Annotated in this window: 12 protein-coding genes; 9 read left to right on the top strand and 3 right to left on the bottom strand. The window is 56.9% G+C overall.

Going from position 1 to position 18,580, the window contains the following annotated elements:
- The first annotated feature begins 108 nt into the window (after positions 1 to 108).
- From ACOOGA_RS06320 to ACOOGA_RS06310, 3 genes are read left to right on the top strand one after another with little or no spacing between them, the layout of a single operon-like run.
- Positions 109 to 1,026, top strand: coding sequence for a dihydrodipicolinate synthase family protein (locus ACOOGA_RS06320; protein WP_420430003.1), 918 nt, complete (start codon positions 109 to 111; stop codon positions 1,024 to 1,026).
- A gap of 2 nt (positions 1,027 to 1,028) precedes the next feature.
- Positions 1,029 to 2,027, top strand: a complete 999-nt coding sequence (locus ACOOGA_RS06315) for a 4-hydroxyproline epimerase (RefSeq protein ID WP_420430002.1) — start codon at positions 1,029 to 1,031, stop codon at positions 2,025 to 2,027.
- Between the two features lie 33 nt (positions 2,028 to 2,060).
- Positions 2,061 to 3,494: an aldehyde dehydrogenase family protein gene (locus ACOOGA_RS06310; protein WP_420430001.1), complete on the top strand. Its 1,434-nt coding sequence runs from the start codon at positions 2,061 to 2,063 to the stop codon at positions 3,492 to 3,494.
- A 13-nt stretch (positions 3,495 to 3,507) separates the two neighbouring features.
- On the opposite strand, the gene ACOOGA_RS06305 is transcribed toward ACOOGA_RS06310, so the two are convergent.
- Together ACOOGA_RS06305 and ACOOGA_RS06300 are read right to left on the bottom strand one after the other, a co-directional pair.
- Positions 3,508 to 5,292, bottom strand: coding sequence for an aminopeptidase P family protein (locus tag ACOOGA_RS06305; protein WP_420430000.1), 1,785 nt, complete (start codon positions 5,290 to 5,292; stop codon positions 3,508 to 3,510).
- A gap of 17 nt (positions 5,293 to 5,309) precedes the next feature.
- Positions 5,310 to 5,969, bottom strand: coding sequence for a GntR family transcriptional regulator (locus ACOOGA_RS06300; protein ID WP_420429999.1), 660 nt, complete (start codon positions 5,967 to 5,969; stop codon positions 5,310 to 5,312).
- Positions 5,970 to 6,220: 251 nt separating this feature from the next.
- On the opposite strand from ACOOGA_RS06300, the gene ACOOGA_RS06295 reads away from it, so the two are divergent.
- Positions 6,221 to 6,889 (top strand): pentapeptide repeat-containing protein, encoded by a 669-nt coding sequence (locus ACOOGA_RS06295; protein ID WP_420430629.1) that lies wholly within the window; start codon positions 6,221 to 6,223, stop codon positions 6,887 to 6,889.
- Positions 6,890 to 6,933: 44 nt separating this feature from the next.
- Here the strand turns inward: ACOOGA_RS06295 and ACOOGA_RS06290 are convergent, their stop codons facing one another.
- Positions 6,934 to 7,905, bottom strand: a complete 972-nt coding sequence (locus ACOOGA_RS06290; protein ID WP_420429998.1) for an alpha/beta hydrolase — start codon at positions 7,903 to 7,905, stop codon at positions 6,934 to 6,936.
- 254 nt (positions 7,906 to 8,159) lie between these two features.
- Here ACOOGA_RS06290 and ACOOGA_RS06285 point away from each other — a divergent pair, with 254 nt between their 5' ends.
- From ACOOGA_RS06285 to ACOOGA_RS06265, 5 genes are all read left to right on the top strand, one after another.
- Positions 8,160 to 9,752, top strand: a complete 1,593-nt coding sequence (locus ACOOGA_RS06285; protein ID WP_417462427.1) for a sodium:solute symporter — start codon at positions 8,160 to 8,162, stop codon at positions 9,750 to 9,752.
- A 48-nt stretch (positions 9,753 to 9,800) separates the two neighbouring features.
- Entirely contained in the window at positions 9,801 to 10,823 is a 1,023-nt protein-coding gene (locus ACOOGA_RS06280; RefSeq protein WP_417462428.1) for a LacI family DNA-binding transcriptional regulator, read from the top strand.
- 55 nt (positions 10,824 to 10,878) lie between these two features.
- Entirely contained in the window at positions 10,879 to 14,208 is a 3,330-nt protein-coding gene (locus ACOOGA_RS06275; RefSeq protein ID WP_420429997.1) for a S41 family peptidase, read from the top strand.
- Positions 14,209 to 14,321: 113 nt separating this feature from the next.
- Positions 14,322 to 15,473, top strand: coding sequence for an efflux RND transporter periplasmic adaptor subunit (locus ACOOGA_RS06270; RefSeq protein WP_417462430.1), 1,152 nt, complete (start codon positions 14,322 to 14,324; stop codon positions 15,471 to 15,473).
- Between the two features lie 12 nt (positions 15,474 to 15,485).
- Positions 15,486 to 18,542, top strand: a complete 3,057-nt coding sequence (locus tag ACOOGA_RS06265; protein ID WP_420429996.1) for an efflux RND transporter permease subunit — start codon at positions 15,486 to 15,488, stop codon at positions 18,540 to 18,542.
- Positions 18,543 to 18,580 lie beyond the last annotated feature (38 nt).

The raw sequence follows: 18,580 nt of genomic DNA, 5'->3' as shown, positions 1-18,580 counted from the left end.
TGGCCCTTCTGGTTTGGTGCACCCCATTCCCGCCTTCATGTGTGAAGGTTGAGGGTCGGCTTCCCTGCTCGCTTTTTTGTTTTGGCTCTTATCTGGAAGGATAAAAAGATGATCGACTGGTCCGGCGTTTTCCCTGCCACCACAACGCAGTTTAAAAAGGATGAAAGCCTTGATCTGGAGGCTACCCAGCGGGTGATTGACGGCCTGATCAAGGACGGGGTGCACGGCATCATCGCGCTTGGCACTGTAGGCGAAAACTGTTCCCTGAGTGCGAAGGAAAAACGGTCTGTATTGAAGGCGGCAGTGGAAGTGGTGGGTGGCCGCGTGCCGCTCTTGTCCGGTGTTGCGGAATTTACGCCAAAAGCGGCTGCCGCATACGCAAGCGACGCTGAAACCATTGGCGCAGACGGGCTGATGGTGCTGCCCGCCATGGTATACCAAGCCCAACCGAGTGAGATTATTTCGCACTTCAAGACGGTGGCAGCAGCCACCAATCTTCCGATCATGATCTATAACAATCCGGTTTCCTACAAGATCGATATCAAGATCGAGACGATGACGGAGTTGGCAAAGATCGAAAACCTTGTTGCTGTGAAGGAATCGACCGAGGACACCCGCCGCATCATCGACCTGCACAACGCTTTTGGTGACCGGTTTACTATCTTTAGTGGGGTAGATGATATCGCGCTTGAATCCCTGATGCTGGGTGCTCAGGGCTGGGTGTCTGGCCTCACCAACGCTTTCCCGCGCGAAAGTGTTGCTATCTATAACCTCGCCAAAGCCGGGCGCTATGAAGAAGCGCTTGAAATTTACCGCTGGTTCATGCCGCTCCTGGATCTCGACACCATCCCGACACTTGTGCAGTGCATCAAGCTGGTGGAAGAGATCATGGGCCGTGGGTCTGAAGTTGTGCGCGCGCCCCGCATGATGCTTGAAGGCGAAGAGCGGGCCTATGTGCAGGCGGTAACACAGGCTGCGGTGGATGCACGCCCCACATTGCCCGCTGACCTCACGAAGGCCGCGTAAACATGGCGCGCCATACCTTCCTGTGCATCGATGGCCACACGGGCGGCAACCCCGTGCGTGTGGTCTCTGGTGCGGTGCCGACGCTCAGGGGTGAAACCATGAGCGCCCGGCGGCAGGATTTTATTGCGCATCATGACTGGATACGCCGCGCGCTGGTGCTGGAGCCACGCGGCCATGACCTGATGTCAGGCGCGATTATCTACCCCGCGATTGCCAGCGATGCGGACGCGGCGATCCTCTTTATTGAGACAAGCGGGGCCTTGCCCATGTGCGGCCACGGGCTTATCGGCACTGTGACCATGGGGCTCGAGCATGGCCTGATCAAACCGCGCACCCCAGGCGAGCTGAGCCTTGAAGTGCCCGCTGGCCGGGTGGCTGTGCGCTATGAGCGCGACGGCGACAAGGTGACAAGTGTGTGCATCACCAATGTGGGCTCATACCTTGCGCACCGGGATGTGGAAATTGATGTGCCGGGCCTTGGCACTATCCGCCTTGATGTGGCTTATGGCGGTAATTTTTATGCGGTCATTGAGCCGCAGGAAAACTATCTGGGGCTTGAGCATATCACCCCCGGCGATATCCTGCGCTATAGCCCCACCGTGCGCCGACTGGTGAACGAAGCTGTCACCATTGCCCACGCGGAAGACACCACGGTAAAGGGCTGTAGCCATGTTATGTGGACAGGCATGCCGGGCGAAGGCGCGGATGGTCGCAACGCGGTATTTTATGGTGAAAAAGCCATCGACCGTTCGCCCTGCGGTACCGGCACATCGGCCCGGATGGCGCAACTGGTGGCGCGCGGGCGTTTGAATGTGGGTGACAGTTTCATCCATGAAAGCATCATCGGCAGCCGCTTCAAGGGCGGTGTGGTAAAAGAAACAAAAGTGGGTGACCTGCCCGGTATCATCCCGTCTATAGAAGGGATGGCTTACATGACCGGCATCAACACTATATTCGTGGACGACGGGGAGCCATTCCCGCACGGATTTCAGGTTATCTGAGATACACACTCAACCGTCTGGAGGGAGACGACAGTGGACAAGTTTTATAATTATATCGACGGCGCATGGGTTGAAGGCGAGAGCTACGTCCAGAACATAAACCCATCAAACACAGCGGATGTGATTGGCGAGTATGCGCAAGCCAGCCGGGAGCAGACGCAAGCGGCGATCTCAGCCGCAAACGCGGCGGCGCATGGCTGGGCACGGTCTGGCATTCAGGCGCGGTTCGATGCGCTTGATTATATCGGCACCCAGCTTCTGGCACGCAAGGAAGAGCTTGGCGAGCTGCTGTCACGCGAAGAAGGCAAAACCCGCGCTGAAGGCATTGGCGAGGTTGCACGCGCGGGCCAGATATTCAAGTTTTTTGCAGGTGAAACCCTGCGCCCGGGTGGTGAAGCGCTGCCGTCTACCCGCCCCGGCATGGGGGTTGAACTGACCCGTGAACCCTTGGGCGTGATTGGCATGATCACACCGTGGAACTTCCCCATTGCGATCCCTGCGTGGAAGATTGCGCCCGCGCTTGCTTACGGAAACTGCGTGGTGTTCAAACCCGCAGGGCTTGTGCCCGGTTCCGCTTGGGCGCTCGCAGATATCATTGCGCAAGCAGGCTTGCCTAAGGGCGTGTTTAATCTGGTGATGGGCTCTGGCCGCGTGGTGGGCGATGCGATCGTGAATTCAGACGGCATTGATGGCATCAGCTTCACCGGCAGCGTGCCCACGGGGCGTGATATTCTCGCGAAAGCCGCTGCGCGCGGCGCCAAGGTTCAGCTTGAGATGGGCGGCAAAAACCCGCTTGTGGTGCTGGATGACGCCAACCTCGATGTTGCTGTTGATTGCGCGCTTCAGGGTGCTTTTTTCTCAACCGGCCAGCGCTGTACGGCATCCTCCCGTTTGATTGTGACGGAAGGTATCCATGACCGTTTTATCGCCGCGCTTACGGAAGCAACCGCCAAGCTGCGGGTTGGTGATGCGCTCAAGGCTGAGACCCAGATCGGGCCGGTGGTGGACAAGGGCCAGCTTGATAGCAACATGCGCTATGTGGAACAGGCGGTGGCAGAAGGCGGCACGTTGGCGTGCGGTGGTGAACTGATAGGTGGTGACGGTTTTTACATGAGCCCGGCGCTGATCACCAACACCACGCCTGATATGACCATCAACCGGGAAGAAGTGTTCGGCCCGGTGGCCAGTGTTGTGAAGGTGAAGGACTATAAAGAAGCACTTCGGGTGGCGAATGACTGCGAGTTTGGCTTGTCGTCTGGTATTTGCACATCGTCGCTTGAATATGCGACCGACTTTAAGCGCAACGCAGAAGCGGGCATGGTGATGGTGAACCTGCCGACCGCAGGGGTGGATTATCACGTACCGTTTGGCGGGCGTAAAGGCTCAAGCTACGGCAGCCGCGAACAGGGCGCTTATGCGCGGGAGTTCTATACCACCGTGAAAACCGCCTACATCCGGTCAGTGTAAGCGGTTAAGGTTATTATACCGGTTCAGTGGCGCGGGTGAGCCAATCTGCATCCGCGCCATTTACTTGCGGCATCAGCTCAGCCCGCACGCGGGCGTGATAGGCGTTCAGCCAATCAACCTCGGCTTTCGTGAGCATGGAAAAATCAATCGGGCGTGTATCAATGGGCACGAGCGTGAGGTCATTCAGTTCAAGGAAGCCGTCTTCCCCTTCCACAATCTCGCACAGGTTTTCAATGCGAATGCCAAACTTGTCAGCTTCGTAATAGCCGGGTTCGTTGGTGATGGTCATGCCCGCCGATAACTCAACATCGTTTATCGCTTTGCCAATGCGCTGCGGCCCTTCATGTACGCTGAGGCAAACGCCCACGCCGTGGCCGGTGCCGTGGTCATAATCAAGCCCGGCCTGCCAAAGTGGGATGCGGGCAACCGCGTCAATATGGTGGCCTTTGGTGCCCTTGGGGAAACGAAGTTGCGCCAGTGCTATATGGCCCTTGAGCACACGGGTATAGCGGTCGCGGTATTCATCGCTGATTTTACCAATGGGCACAGAGCGTGTGGTGTCTGTGGTGCCGTCCAGATACTGGCCGCCACTATCCAGCAGATAGGTGCTGTCCGCGCCCACACTCGCTTGCGCATCTTTGGTTGGGGCATAGTGGCACAGGGCGGCGTTGCCGTCTGTGGCTGAGATGCTTTCAAAGCTTGGTTCCATGAACTGGTTGGCTTCCTTGCGGTAGCCGAGGATGGCGTCTGCCGCTTCAAGCTCCGTGATCGGGTTGCCAGCATTGGCGCGGCTTGCGGCGTTCCCCTCCAGCCAGTGCAGGAACTTCACCCACGCCACGCTGTCGCGCGCGTTGGCGGCTCGCATGGCGGACATTTCAGCCGTGTTTTTGTGGGCTTTGGCGCGTAGCACCGGGTCGGGCGCGTCATGCACGGTCCCGCCTGCGCGCACTACCGTTTGTGCGCAGATGGCGGGGCACCAGTTGCCGTCGATCCAGATGGTCTCATGCGTGTTTGCATAATCAGCAAGTGTGGTGAGGAAAGTGCCGGGCGCGTGGACTGTAACACCCTCAAGATTGATATCCGTGCGGGCGCGGGCCAGCTTCGTATCGTCGATAAACCAGTCAGCCTTGCCATTTGCTGCCAGGATAATAAAACCCTGCGGCATGGGGTTATAGGCCACATCACCGCCGCGCACATTCATCAGCCACGCCATATTGTCAGGCAGGGTCAGCACCAGCCGGTCAGCGCCCGCATCTGATACTATCTTGCCGATTCGTTGGCGGCGCTCAGGCGCGCTCTCGCCCGCCATTTCCTCAGGGTAAGCAATCACATCGGCCATCGGGCGGGCGGGCCTGTCATGCCAAATAGTATCAATGGGGTTTTGCTCCACCGCGATCAGCTTTGCGCCGACGGCCGTCACCTCCGTCTCCAGCGCCTTCACCTGTGCGGGCGTATGCAGCCATGGATCATAAGCAATGCACTCGCCTTTGCCCGCATTAGCCCGCAGCCATTTGGCGGGTGGGTTATTGTGCAGGTGTTGGTGCGAGAAGGTCTTGAGGTCTACCTCGCGCGCGACCTGCACCGTATAGCGGCCATCAACAAAAATGGCGGCGTCATGCGCACGCACCAATCCTATGCCAGCAGAGCCAGTGAAGCCGGTAAGCCATTTCAGCCGCTTGTCGCACGGCGCGATATATTCACCCTGGTGTGCGTCCGCGAGCGGGACGAGGAAAGCGTCATAACCTTTGGCCGCCATTTCTTGCCGGAGGGCGGTAAGCCGGGCTGCGTCTGACATCATCAAAATCCTGCTGTTTGTTATTTATCGTGATCACGGAGGTAAGCGACAAGGTCGTCCCGCGCGCCATTGATATGGTCTTTGAGAAGGCCGACGGCCTCGTTTTTGCGGCGCTGTTCACATAGCGTGATCAGGCGTTCATGTTCCTCGTTGGCGCGGTCACGGTTGCCTTCCGAAAGCGAGAGCTGGATACGCACATAGCGGTCCAGATTGTCGTGAATTTTTTTCACCATCTCAAGCGTAATGGGGCGGTTGGCTTCCGTGTAGATCACTTCATGCATTTGCCAGTTCAGCTCACCGCGCCGCGAGGGGTTCGAGGTGTTCATGCGCTCCGCCAGTTTGCGGGCTTTGCTGATCACGTCTTCATCCAGATGGTCGATCGCGCTGGCGAGAAGTTCGGCCTCAAGGGTCGCGCGGATGTCAAAATATTCGGTGATCTCGTCCGTGGAAAGGCGGGAGACGATGGTGCCTTTATAAGGCACGTTTACCACAAGACCTTCGGCTTCCAACTGCTGGTAAGCTTCACGGAGCGGGATGCGGCTGACACCAAGGCGCTGGGCAATATCGTCTTGCCGTAGCTGTTCGCCTTGTTCAAACTCACCCCTGAGGATCATCTCCCTCAGGGCATCTGCAACCTGCACGGCCAGCGATTTACGCGCCAGCTTTTGTGTGCCCGCCATTGAAAACTCCTACCCGAATTTTTTATAAATGCATTCCCCCCTGCATATAGGCTAATTTATATACAATATGCAATTAAAGCAGCGGTTTATGCAGATATTTGCGTGTTTGGCGGCTGTGTTCTTGATATATCGCTCAATAAATGGTTAAAAATTGAATCAACTGTTTACTGTTTTCACACAAAAGGGCGTTACGCTGTGATTCATCGACACCTGATCCTTAAACCTCGTCTTTGCCCGGAGTAGCAGTGAGTATGGACCTCAAGACGCTAACCAACATGTTCCCCTCCCATAAACTGGTGATGGGGGAGCAGTTCGCGCAGGAAAACATCACCGCGCTGAAAGTGAAAAGTGTCCTTCGGTGGTCCGACACGATTTTTGTGAATTGCGATTTTTCAGAAGCCCACTTTCACCTGCTGATTCTCTCTGGCGCCATCTTCTTCAAGTGCGATTTTTCAGGTGCGTCTTTTTCCGCATGCGATGTGGACCAAACCGAGTTCATCGCCTGCAACATGACCTGTACGAGCTTTGAAGGCTCCTGTGTGCAGGACACCAGTTTTACGGATTGCATTATCGGCGGCATGATCGGCCCGCAGGATTTTGAAAGCTGCAGCTTCTATAGCGTGCGCTATTCACGTCATATCCCGATTGTCTCGAACGTTCCCTATTATGTCGTGACGACGCCAGAGCGCCCCTTGCACGTGTTTTGTACGCCCAATGCGTGGCGGCTGCACGGCAAGGGAGTGCGCATGACAGTGGCGCCTGACGAGGTCATCGGCCTTGAGGAACCTTATAAATCTGCCGTGCGGTATGTGCTGGAGATGGAACAGTCTGTTGGCCGACGTGCAGTTGCGGGTTTCTGGGCGGAAAGCCCTTCAACCGAGGACGCGCAAAGCAACATTGACGCCCACGATATCCCTTAAGCTGATTCCCTGTTTCTCGAACAGACCTTATTTTCCGAGCAGACCTATTTTCCGAACAAAAACGTGAGTGCGCCGGGCAGTCGCGCGTTCCATGCTTCCTCATTGTGCGCCGCGCCAGGCGCTGCGACTGTCACCCAGCTCGCAGGCGTGAACCCTTTCTCCGCCATCAGGGCATCCACCTTTTCCTGCAAGGGCGGGTAATGGGCATCCAGCGTCTGGTCACCATGGTCGAAATAGATTTTGTGGTCCTCAGGCGCAGGCAGGTGGCCTTTCATATAGTCGAGGAACGCCTCGGGCACGCCGTCCATGTCTTCAGGGTCAACACCGGGCCAGTGGGTGGACATACAGCCTGCGCCGCCAAAAACATCCGGATATTCACTGATGGCATAAAGCGATATCAGCCCACCCATGCTTGAGCCCATCACCGCAGTATGGGCAGCGTCTGGCCGGGTGGCATAGTTGCGGTCGATATAGGGCTTGAGTTCCTTGACCAGAAATTTGAGATATTCGTCCGCCATCAGTTGGTCGCTCTCAAACCCATAGAGGCTTTCCTGCTTCTCGCGCGGCAGCATATAATATGCTTTTTCAGGGAAATATTCTTTGTGGCGCAGTTGCCCGGCGTTAAAGACGCCCACTACCATCAGGTCTTCGATCTTGCCTTCGCGCATCAGCTTGGTGGCAACTTCATCAACACCCCATTCCTGCTTGTTCCAGCTGCTGCTGGCATCAAACAACATCTGCCCGTCATGCATATAAAGCACTGAATAGCTTTTTCGCTCATCATATCCCTCAGGCACCCAGATGTGCACGGTGCGGGGGCCGATCTGCTCAGAGCGGAAACCGGTGATCACTTCAACCCGCCCGGCGCTGACTTCGGGCACTGGGCTTTTAGGCGTCTCGGTTTCGCTCACCTCATCAGGTATGCCGTCTTTGTTTTCCTCGGCGGCTTTTTCATCGGAGCAGGCAAACAGCATTCCGGCCGCAAGGGCAGTGAGCCAAAAGTTTCTCGTTTTCATCGTGTTTTCCGCTCCGTCATTTCTCCAGCATCCTTTTTAGTATCATATTTTTTTAAGGCAGGCATATGGCGGGGTGCATTGCCCTTCACCGTGGTTGCATTGGTGATCGCTTTATTGACAGCGCTGTCACTATGGCTATATGCTCCCCTCCGGGAAGTTCCGGGCTGCGAGCGAGCTGTATATTCAGTGTGTTCAAGCAGGTGCCGGAAAATACATAAGGTTCTTAAATATATAAGATTCTAGGGGAGTGAGCGATGGGATCCATCGACTGGGGCGTTCTCGCCATCTATTTTGTCATCATATTTGGTGTGGCTATCTGGGCCGGGCGGCAGGAACGCAAAGGCGGCGAGTCGGAAGACTTCTTCCTTGCGGGTCGTAACGTCGGCTGGTTTGTGATCGGTGCCTCGCTTTTTGCTTCCAACATCGGGTCAGAGCACCTGATCGGCCTTGCTGGCACGGGTGCTTCCTCTGGTGTGCCGGTGGCGCAGTTTGAAATTATCGCGGGTCTTGTGCTCCTGCTTCTCGGGTGGCTTTTTGTGCCGTTTTACATTGCCTCAGGCGTGTTCACGATGCCGGAGTTTCTTGAGCGGCGGTATTCGCAGGGCTCACGCACTTATCTGGCGGTCATTTCGGTCGCGGGGTATATCCTCACCAAAATCTCCGTCACTGTCATGGCGGGCGGCCTGGTGTTTGAAACCCTGATGGGCATCGATTTCTGGACAGGGGCCACCATTGTGGTGGTCGCAACAGCCATCTATACGGTTTGGGGCGGGCTTCGTGCTGTGCTCTATACTGACCTTGTGCAGATGTTTGTGCTGCTTGGCGGTGCCATTGCCGTGACATGGTTCGGACTTCAGGCCGTTGGCGGTTGGGGTGAGTTGCGCGCCACCGTTGGCGAAGAAGCCTTCAGCCTGTGGCGCCCGATGACAGACCCTGAATTCCCATGGACAGGTATTCTGTTCGGTGCGCCTATCCTTGGCATTTGGTACTGGTGTACAGACCAATATATCGTGCAGCGTGTGCTGTCGGCCAAAAGCCAGGACGATGCGCGCAAGGGTACGATCTTTGCTGCTTACCTGAAGCAACTGCCCATCTTCATTTTTGTGGTGCCGGGCATTATTGCCATGGCGCTCGCCGAAAAAGGCATGATCACGCTTGACCAGCCTGACCAGGCGCTGCCCGCATTGATGGGAGCCTTGTTGCCGGTGGGTGTTAAAGGCCTTGTGGTTGCGGGTCTTCTGGCGGCACTGATGAGCTCGCTCTCCAGCGTGTTCAACAGCTGTTCCACCGTTTTTACCATGGATATTTACCAGCGTATCAAACCAGCGTCATCTGACCATCACCTCAAGCGGGTGGGGCAGGTTGCCACCATTATCATGGTGATCCTCGGCATGGCGTGGATTCCGCTGATGGAGCTGATCTCGGACAAGATCTACACTTATATCCAAAGTGTGCAGGCTTATATTTCACCGCCCATCGCCGCCGTGTTCCTTATCGGTATTTTGTGGAAACGCGCAAACGCAACTGGTGCGCTGGCGTCCCTGATGACAGGCCTTGTGCTGGGTGTAAGCCGCTTGGTGCTTGAAGCCAACAAGGACAGCCTTGATGGTGTGCTCTACTCGCTGGCTACTTTCAACTTCCTGCATGTTGCGATCTTCCTGTTCCTGATCTGTGTTGCGGTTCTTGTGATAGTGAGCTTGCTGACAGATGAGCCGGAAGAAGAGAAAGTTGCAGGGCTTACCATGTCTGCACGCGGCGCGGCTGCGGTGGGGGCAACCCCTCAAGCCAAGTGGGCCAGTATCGGTGTTCTTGTCCTTATTGGCGTAATGTGGATTTATTTTTCCTGATTACCCGGCTATCAGAGAACGGATGCAAATATGGGTAAAGGGGGCCACATGCGCTCAGTAACCATCGACGACGTGGCCAAAAAGGCAGGTGTTTCGATCAAAACGGTCTCCCGGGTAGTAAACCGGGAGCCGAACGTGCGCGCCGCAACCAAAGAAAAAGTGGATGCGGCCATCAAGGAACTGAACTACCGGCCAAACCAGTCGGCGCGTGGCCTTGCGGCGCGCCGGTCCTATATGATCGGGTTACTGTATGACAACCCGAGCCCCAGTTATCTCGCCAATCTGCAGGGCGGTGTACTGGAAGCCTGCCATGAAAAAGGTTATGGCCTCGCGCTCAACCCGGTGTCTTTTCATGATGAAGATATGGTGGACACGGTAGTGCACTGGGTGCGCCAGGCATTCATTGACGGGGTGATTGTCACCCCGCCGCTGACCGATAGCGCAGCTCTGCTTGATGCGCTGAAGGAGCAGAACATCCCGGCGGTTGTTGTGTCATCCCGCGGTACAGGGGACGCGCCCGCGGCCCTGATTGATGAGGAAGAAGCAGCCTTCCAGATGGCGCAGCATCTGATAGCAGGCGGGCACAAAAACATCGGCTTTATCAAAGGCCACCCGGACCACTATGCCAGCAGCCTGCGGGAGGCTGGTTTTATGCGCGCCATGAAAGGCGCTGGCCTGCCTGTTGCGCCTGAGTGTGTGAAACAGGGGTATTTTGATTTTGGTTCAGGCCAGAAAGCGGCGATTGAACTTCTTGATATGCCCAACCGACCCACCGCAATTTTTGCGTCAAACGATGACATGGCAGCAGCGGTGATTTTTGAGGCCCATGAGCGCAAGATTGACGTGCCGTCCATGCTGGCAGTGGCCGGTTTTGATGATACACCACTCTCGCGTCAGGTGTGGCCGGGGCTGACGACCGTGCGGCAGCCGATCCGCGCCATGGGGCGGCAGGCAACGGAAGTTATCTTGGGTGCTATCGCGGCAGGCCGTGCACAAGCCTATGAAAATGCAGAAGAAATAAAGATCGAGTTTGAGTTAATGCTACGCGGCTCGACGCGAGCCGAGCGCTAGACGCTCATACTTTTATCCGCTACGCTCCCCCACAGAAAAAATGGGGAGCCTATCTATGACACGACTGCGAGGCGCATTTTCAGCGCTGATCCTATCAACGACCCTTCTGGCAGGCGCTGCGGCACAGGGTGTGGCGGCAGATGGTGAAACACTTCTGCTGCGCGAGCCATCGGTCTCGAAAGACAAGCTGGCGTTTGTGTATGCCGGGGATATCTGGATCGCGGACCGCGATGGTAAAGACGCGAGACGGCTGACATCGCACCCGGCAGATGAAGGAAGCCCGCATCTGTCACCTGACGGCAAGTGGGTCGCCTTTACGGCGGAATATGGCAACAACGCAGATGTTTATGTCATCTCCGCCGGCGGCGGGCAGCCAAAACGGCTGACCTATCACCCGGAAGACGACGTAGTGCAGGGCTGGAACGTGTCGGGCGGGGAAGTGCTTTTCACCTCCCGCCGGGAAGTAGCCATCGGGCGCAGCGCACAAGCCTATCAGGTTTCAACAAACGGCGGATACCCGGTGAAGGTGATGGACGCACTGGTGGCCGAAGGCACATGGTCGCCTGATGGCAAGCGCCTTGCCTACCGGCCTCACACCAAAGCCTATCGCGGCTCCAGCGGCTGGCGGCAGCACCGGGGTGGCACCACACCGCCTGTGTGGCTTTATGATATAACGAGCGGCGCATGGGAAGAAATTCCGCACGAGAATGCGAGCGACAGCAACCCGATCTGGCTTGGAGACAAGGTTTATTTTGTCTCTGACCGTGCGGACGGTGCCGCGAACCTTTTTGAATATGACACCCGCTCAAAAGCTGTGAAGCAGCTGACCGAAAACAGTGTGTGGGATATTCGCAATGCAAGCGGTTATGGCGACAAGCTGGTCTATGAAGCAGGCGGCAGGCTTTATGAGATGAAAACAAGCGGAGGCCGCGCGAAGGAGATTAAAATCTCCATCAAGCCAGACCTGCCACAACTGCAACCCGGCTGGAAAGATGCCTCGCGTTCACTTGAAAACGCAGCCCTTTCCCCAACCGGTACGCGCGCGATTGTGACAGCGCGCGGCGACATCTTCACCGTACCGACGGAAGACGGCAGCACCCGCAACATCACCGCAACCGACGGTGTGCGCGAAAGCGCCGGCCTTTGGTCACCAAAAGGTGGTGATCTTGCCTATATCTCGGACGAAGGCGGTGTGCATAGGCTTGTGATCGCTGACCAGACCGGCATGGGAGAAAGCCGCACGCTGGATTTGGGTGACACGGGCTATTATGACCTGTTGCTTTGGGGCGGTGACGGCAGCCGCATCATCTATAGTGACAACCACCTCAACCTTTTTGCCATTGACGTGACAACCGGTGACCGCACCTTGATCGACACCGATGAGCGCCGCTCGGGTTTCGGGGTGTCGCTTTCCAAAGACGGGCGGTGGCTGGCCTATACCAAAACCGGGGCCAACTATTTTGGCCGCATCATGCTGCATGATTTTGAAAGTGGTGAGAGCGTGGCTGTGACCGATGGGCTGAGCCATGCGGATGCTCCCGCATTTAGCCCTGACGGTAAATACCTCTATTTCGCGGCGTCCACAAATTCGGGTCCAAGCCAGGTAGGGCTTGATATGTCCACGCAGGAGCGGCCGCTGCGCTTTGGGCTTTACGTCGCTATCCTGCAGGCGGACGGTGCTTCACCCATGTTGCCAAAACCCGGCGATGAAACGGTGAAAACCGACGAGACTGAGGATACGGACGACAAAGACACCGACGAAGACAGCGAAGGCAATGAGGCCTCGGAGGGGGAAGACAAAGCGGATGAGCCGAAGGTGCCTGCGATAGACCTTGAAGGGTTGACGTCGCGCATCATCGCGCTGCCTGTGGCCGAAAAAGCCTATGACAGCCTTGAGGTGGCGTCCGACGGTGCGCTTTTCTTCATGGAACGCCGCCAACCGGGCGTGAGCCGCGAACTGCCGGATACGGACACCAGCGCGGTTGATACGCTGATGCGTTTCAACTTCAAGGGCAAAGACGCCGATTCCGCCTTTGACCGGGTGAGCGACTATAGCCTTTCGGCAGACGGTAAAAAGCTACTGGTCATGGGGGCTGGGGGCCGCCTGATGGTGGCTGATGCTGGCGCGCGCCCACAAGGTAATGCGCTCAATATGTCAGACGTGAAAAGCTATGTGAACCCACGCGCTGAGTGGGCACAAATCTTCACCGATGTATGGCGTATGGAGCAGGAGTATTTTTATGACCCCAACCTGCACGGCATTGACTGGCAGGGCGTTTATGACCGTTACCGCCCGCTGGTTGACCATGTGGGCCGCCGCGAGGACCTCAACGAGCTGATGGTTGAAATGATCGGCGAATTGCAGGTGGGCCATAACCGTGTTGGCGGTGGTGATGTGCACCGTGAACGTGGTGTGGGTGGAGGCCTTCTGGGCGCTGATCTGGCCATTGAAGATGGCCGGTACCGGATCAAGAAGATCTATACCGGTGAGCGCTGGAATCCGTTCCTGACAGCGCCACTTGCCATCCCCGGCATTGGCGCGAATGAGGGTGATTTCATCCTGGCTGTTAACGGCCGCACGCTGACAGCGGGCGACAACATCAACGCGTTTCTTGAGGGCACAGCGGGCAAGCAGGTAACGCTCAAGCTTGCGAAATCAGCTGACGGGGCAGATGCGCGCGATATTGTGGTTGAACCCATTGATGACGACAGTGACCTCCGCCACTGGGCCTGGGTGGAAAGCCGCCGCAAACAGGTTGAGAATGCCACGGACGGCAAGGTGGCCTATGTTTACCTGCCCAACACAGCGGGGGCTGGTTTCACCTATTTCAACCGCATGTTCTTCGCTCAGGTGGACAAAAAAGCCATCATCGTTGACGAGCGCCAGAACAGCGGCGGGCAAGCGGCCAACTATATCACCGATGTGTTGAGCCGGACGTATCTCTCCAGCTGGAAAGATCGCGACGGCCTCACGTTCGATACGCCGGGCGGTGCTATTTATGGCCCCAAGGTGATGCTGATTGACCAGGATGCTGGTTCAGGCGGTGATTTCCTCCCCTATGCTTTCAGCCGTATGGGGCTTGGCAAGTTGGTTGGCAAACGCACATGGGGCGGGTTGATCGGTATTTCCGCTAACCCCGGCCTTGTGGACGGCGGCTGGCTCGCGGTGCCTTTCTTCCGCTTCTACACGCCAGACGGTGAATGGCGGGTGGAGAACGAAGGTGTGAGCCCAGATATCGAGATTGAGCAGGCACCAGACGCCATCAACGCGGGCCGTGACCCACAGCTTGAGCGCGCGATTGAGGAAATCCTCAAGGACCTTGAGGCTTACACACCGATCAAGCGGCCAGACGCGCCAGCGATGCCAACCGAGCTTGGCAAATAAAGGCGCCACCTCAGGCACTTGTTTGAACTGTAACGAGGAGCGGTGTATCATCGCTCCTCAATTCTTTTTGGTCTCGTTTTTCCGCTCCACCTTTCACAAAGAAGGCCCAGCTTATGACACTCTTCCGACCCCAAATAGCCGTTCGGGTTGCGGCCCTTCTGGTGCCGCTTTTTGTGCTTGGCGCTTGTGACAGTAAAAACGCCACGGAAACCGAGCAGCCTGTACGCGGCCTGAAGGTTTTTGAGGTATCCGCCACGGCGGACAATATGGTCAGGCGTTACCCAAGCGTGATCCAGCCTGCGGATGAGAGCAAACTGTCGTTCGAGATCGGGGGGCAACTCAGCGAAGTAACGCTTGAAGTGGGCAGCAGAGTGGAGGCGGGGCAGCCGCTCCTGCGCCTCGACCCCACCACACTGAATTTTGAACTGCAGCAGGCTCGGGCTGCCCTTGGGCAGGCAGAAGCGAGCCTCTCGAACGCCCGCACGGATTTTGAACGCAAGGCCGCGCTGCTGAAGTCAGGCAATGTGACAAAAGCCGCTTATGATAGCGCTGACAACGCCTATAAAAGCGCGGAGGCCCAGACGGAACAGGCGCGCCAGCAGCTGGCGATCGCCGGGGAACGGCTGGAGAAATCTGTGCTCAAGGCACCGTTTGACGGGGTGATCTCCAGCGTGGATGCCAAGTCGTTCGCCAACGTATCGGCGGGGCAATCTGTGCTCACGCTTTATAGCCTGAATGCGTTTGAAGTAGAGTTCAGTGTGCCCGCGACCGTGATCAACGCGCTGGCTACAGGTGATGAAGCCCGCGTGGCGGTCACTGACCTCGAGGACGTGACGCTGAAAGGCCGCATCAAGGAATTGGGCTCGCGTGCCGGGCAGGTGTCTGCCTTTCCCGCTGTTGTTATTCTGGAAGAAGAGCATGAGGGCGTGAAGGCTGGCATGGCGGCGGAAGTGTCGCTGAACGTGGGCCTGTTGTCTGGCGATGTGGGTTTTCTTGTGCCGGTGCGCTGTTTTGCGCTCGAGCAGTCTGAAACCCTGCGGCGAGGCGAATCTGTACGTCAGCATGACGGCGGCACTGCGCAGGTTTATGTGTTTGACGAGGCGACCTCGACCGTGAAAGCACGCACGGTGATGACCGCCGGTGTACGCGATAATATGATCATCGTGGTTGAGGGGCTGAAAGACGGCGAGCTGATCGCCTCCGCCGGGGTATCGTACCTGCATGACGGGCAGAAAGTCCGCCGTCTGCCTGCCAGCAGCCATTAAGGGAGGTATGCGATGACCTTCCTCACCAAACTGGGCCTTGGCCGCAGCCAGTTCACTTTTCTGTTGATGGCTGCACTCATCCTTAGCGGGCTTCTGCTTTATAAAGATTTTGCCAAGCGCGAGTCGCCCGAGATCACCATCCGCACGGCGATTGTGTCTGCGCTTTATCCGGGCATGCCACCGGGGCGCATTGAAAACCTCGTCACCGAGAAAGTGGAACGCAAGATCCGCGAGATTGCGGAGGTGAAGGAAATTCGCACCATTCTGACCACAGGGCGCATGCGCACCTATGTGGAACTGAAGGATGAAGTGACAAATCTGGAGCCGATCTGGCAATCGCTCAGAGACAAGATGAACGACATCAGCCGCGAGCTGCCGGAAGGCGCGCACGGGCCGTTTGTGAATACAGATTTTGGCGAGGTGACCATCGCCTCCATCGCCATGACAGCGGAGGGTTTCAACTACCGTGAGATGGAAGATGCGGCAAAAGACCTGCAACGCACGCTCTATACCGTTGACGGTATCGCCAAAGTTCAGCTTTACGGGGTGCAGGAAGAACGTATCTGGCTCGAGCTGGACGCCCGGCGTTTCAAGGCGATCGGAGGTCAGTTGAATACGCTGATCAGTGACCTGCAGAACCAGAACGTGGTGTTGCCCGCAGGTGAGATTAACGCGGAAGGCGCGTCTATCCTTCTGGAAGCTACTGGCGATTTTAAAAGCGTGGCCGAGATCGAGAATATGCTCACGCGCCCTTCAGGCAGTGATGATTTCATCCGGCTGAAAGACCTGCTGACCGTGCGGCGCGGGTTTGTTTCCCCGCCCGAAAACCGCACCTATTATAATGGTCGCCCCGCACTCGTGGTGGGTGTGCAGATGCAGCCAGGCTATGACATCGCGGATGTGGGTGAGCGGCTGACGGATGCGACCCGCGCGTTTGAGCAAACCCTGCCCATCGGGTTTGAGCTGAACTTCGCCACCTATCAGCCCAGTGAAGTGCACAAAACCGTGGTGGGCGCGCTCTCGAACGTGGGGCAAACCTTCATTGTGGTATTGATCGTGGTGCTTGCTTTCCTTGGCCTTCGCTCGGGCATGGTGATCGCATCCATCGTGCCGTTTGCGGTGATGTTTGCGCTTATTGGTATGAAGGTACTGGGCATCGCGCTTGAGCAGGTATCCATTGCGGCGGTGATCATCTCGCTCGGTCTTCTCGTGGATAACGGCGTGGTGATTGTGGAGGATATCCTCAGCCGGATCGATGGCGGCAGCACCCGGCGGGATGCAGCCCTCAAGGCAGGCAGCCAGTTTGCGGTGCCGCTTCTGGTGTCGTCGCTCACCACCATATTTGCCTTCACGCCGTTTTTCCTGATTGACGGTTCTGAGGGGGAGTATGCCTTCTCGCTCGGTGCTGTGCTCGCGCTCACGCTTATCGGGTCATGGATCACGGCGATGTATTTCCTGCCGCTTATTTGCGCGCGAGTGTTGAGGAAGCGTACCACCCGCCAGCAAACAGAAGAGCAAGCAGAAGAGCGGGTCGAGGCCCCGGCGCCCGAGTATGTGCAGCGCTATCAGCGCATGCTGAAACCGGCGCTTCGTGTTGCAGCATTTGTAGTGATTGGGGCGTACGGTCTTGTGGTGGCGATGGGGCAGCTTTTTACTGTACTGCCGAATGAAATGTTCCCGCTCAGTGACCGCAATGAGGTGCTGATCTACCTCGACATGCCCAAAAGTGCGCACTTTGAAGCAACCGAGCGTGTAGCGCTTGAGGTGTCTGACTGGGTTAGCGACGCAGGTGTGAACCCTGAGGTGAGCGATCATATCATTTATGTGGGCGAGGGCGGCCCGCGGTTTTATTTGAGCCTCAACCCGGTTGACCCATCACCCTCCACAGCCTTCATTCTCGTGAACGCCACATCGCCCGAGGCTGCAGCCGTGTTTGCGGGCCGTGCCAAGAAGCATTTTTTTGAAGAAGTGCCGGACGCGCGCTTCACCATCAAGCGGCTTGCCATGGGCGCCAGTGAAAGCGGGCAGGTGAAGGTTGAGATTTCGGGGCCGGAGCATGAACCCTTGCTGCTTTTAGGGCGGCGGGTTGAACGCATGTTCGCGGATGTGCCTGGCATTGCGCAAAATGAAAGCGACTGGGGTGAAAAGCTGGTCAAAATGGTGATTGAGGTCGACCAGGATAAAGCCCGGCGGCTCAATATGTCGTCCCAAACGCTGGCGCAAAACCTGAATGCCTATTTTGATGGGTTCGAGATTTCAAGCTTCCGCGATGATGACAGCACAATCCCCATTGTGGTGCGTGCGCTTGAGCGTGACCGTGACAGCATTGAAGACCTTCTCAACATCATTCTGCCAAGTGACACCAACATGGTGGCGCTTGAGCAAACGGCGGTGCTTAGGCCCTCGCTTGAATATTCGCAAACCTGGCGCAAGAACCAGCAGCCGACCATTACGGTCACCGCAAAAAGCCCGGATCATACGGCGGCGGAACTGTACGCTTTGGTCAAAGAGGGCATCGACGCCCTGCCGCTGGAGCCGGGCTATGAGGTCACCATCGGGGGTGAGTTGAAAGACTCGTCCGAGATATACGGCAAGCTTGGTGCGGGGTTGCCGTTTGCAGTGCTGTTGATGATTGTGGCGGTGATGTACCAGTTCAACAGCTTCCGCCGTATCGCGATTATTTTCATGAGCGTGCCGCTTATTCTTGTGGGCGTGCCGATCGGGCTTCTCATCACCGGTCAGCCCATGTCATTCTTCGCGACACTGGGACTTATCAGCCTTGCTGGCATTATCATCAACAACGCCATTGTGCTGGTTGACCAGATTGATATCGAGCTCGAATATCACAAGCTGATGGATGCGGTGGTGATCGCGAGCGGGAAACGCATGCGGCCCATATTGCTGACCTCCATCACCACCGTCGTGGGCCTGTTGCCGCTTTACCTGTTTGGGGGGCCGCTTTGGGAGCCGCTCGCCGTGGTGATGATGTTTGGGTTGGCCTTCGCATCTGTGTTAACCCTGTTTTTTGTGCCGGCGACCTATATGCTGCTGTTCAAGCGTAGCTATTAGGCGGAAAGAAGCCGTGTGGGGGATTAAATGAACCCATT

The sequence above is a fragment of the Kordiimonas sp. genome (assembly GCF_965216265.1).
GTDB lineage: Bacteria > Pseudomonadota > Alphaproteobacteria > Sphingomonadales > Kordiimonadaceae > Kordiimonas.
This window is presented reverse-complemented; position numbering and strand designations above follow the sequence as displayed.

Excerpts from the sequence above, each read along its gene's own strand:
- ACOOGA_RS06280 (WP_417462428.1), top strand. The coding sequence starts at position 9,801 with ATGCGCTCAGTAACCATCGACGACGTGGCCAAAAAGGCAGGTGTTTCG.
- ACOOGA_RS06315 (WP_420430002.1), top strand. The coding sequence starts at position 1,029 with ATGGCGCGCCATACCTTCCTGTGCATCGATGGCCACACGGGCGGCAAC.
- ACOOGA_RS06320 (WP_420430003.1), top strand. The coding sequence starts at position 109 with ATGATCGACTGGTCCGGCGTTTTCCCTGCCACCACAACGCAGTTTAAA.
- ACOOGA_RS06270 (WP_417462430.1), top strand. The coding sequence starts at position 14,322 with ATGACACTCTTCCGACCCCAAATAGCCGTTCGGGTTGCGGCCCTTCTG.
- ACOOGA_RS06305 (WP_420430000.1), bottom strand. The coding sequence starts at position 5,292 with ATGATGTCAGACGCAGCCCGGCTTACCGCCCTCCGGCAAGAAATGGCG.
- ACOOGA_RS06265 (WP_420429996.1), top strand. The coding sequence starts at position 15,486 with ATGACCTTCCTCACCAAACTGGGCCTTGGCCGCAGCCAGTTCACTTTT.
- ACOOGA_RS06300 (WP_420429999.1), bottom strand. The coding sequence starts at position 5,969 with ATGGCGGGCACACAAAAGCTGGCGCGTAAATCGCTGGCCGTGCAGGTT.
- ACOOGA_RS06275 (WP_420429997.1), top strand. The coding sequence starts at position 10,879 with ATGACACGACTGCGAGGCGCATTTTCAGCGCTGATCCTATCAACGACC.
- ACOOGA_RS06295 (WP_420430629.1), top strand. The coding sequence starts at position 6,221 with ATGGACCTCAAGACGCTAACCAACATGTTCCCCTCCCATAAACTGGTG.
- ACOOGA_RS06285 (WP_417462427.1), top strand. The coding sequence starts at position 8,160 with ATGGGATCCATCGACTGGGGCGTTCTCGCCATCTATTTTGTCATCATA.
- ACOOGA_RS06290 (WP_420429998.1), bottom strand. The coding sequence starts at position 7,905 with ATGAAAACGAGAAACTTTTGGCTCACTGCCCTTGCGGCCGGAATGCTG.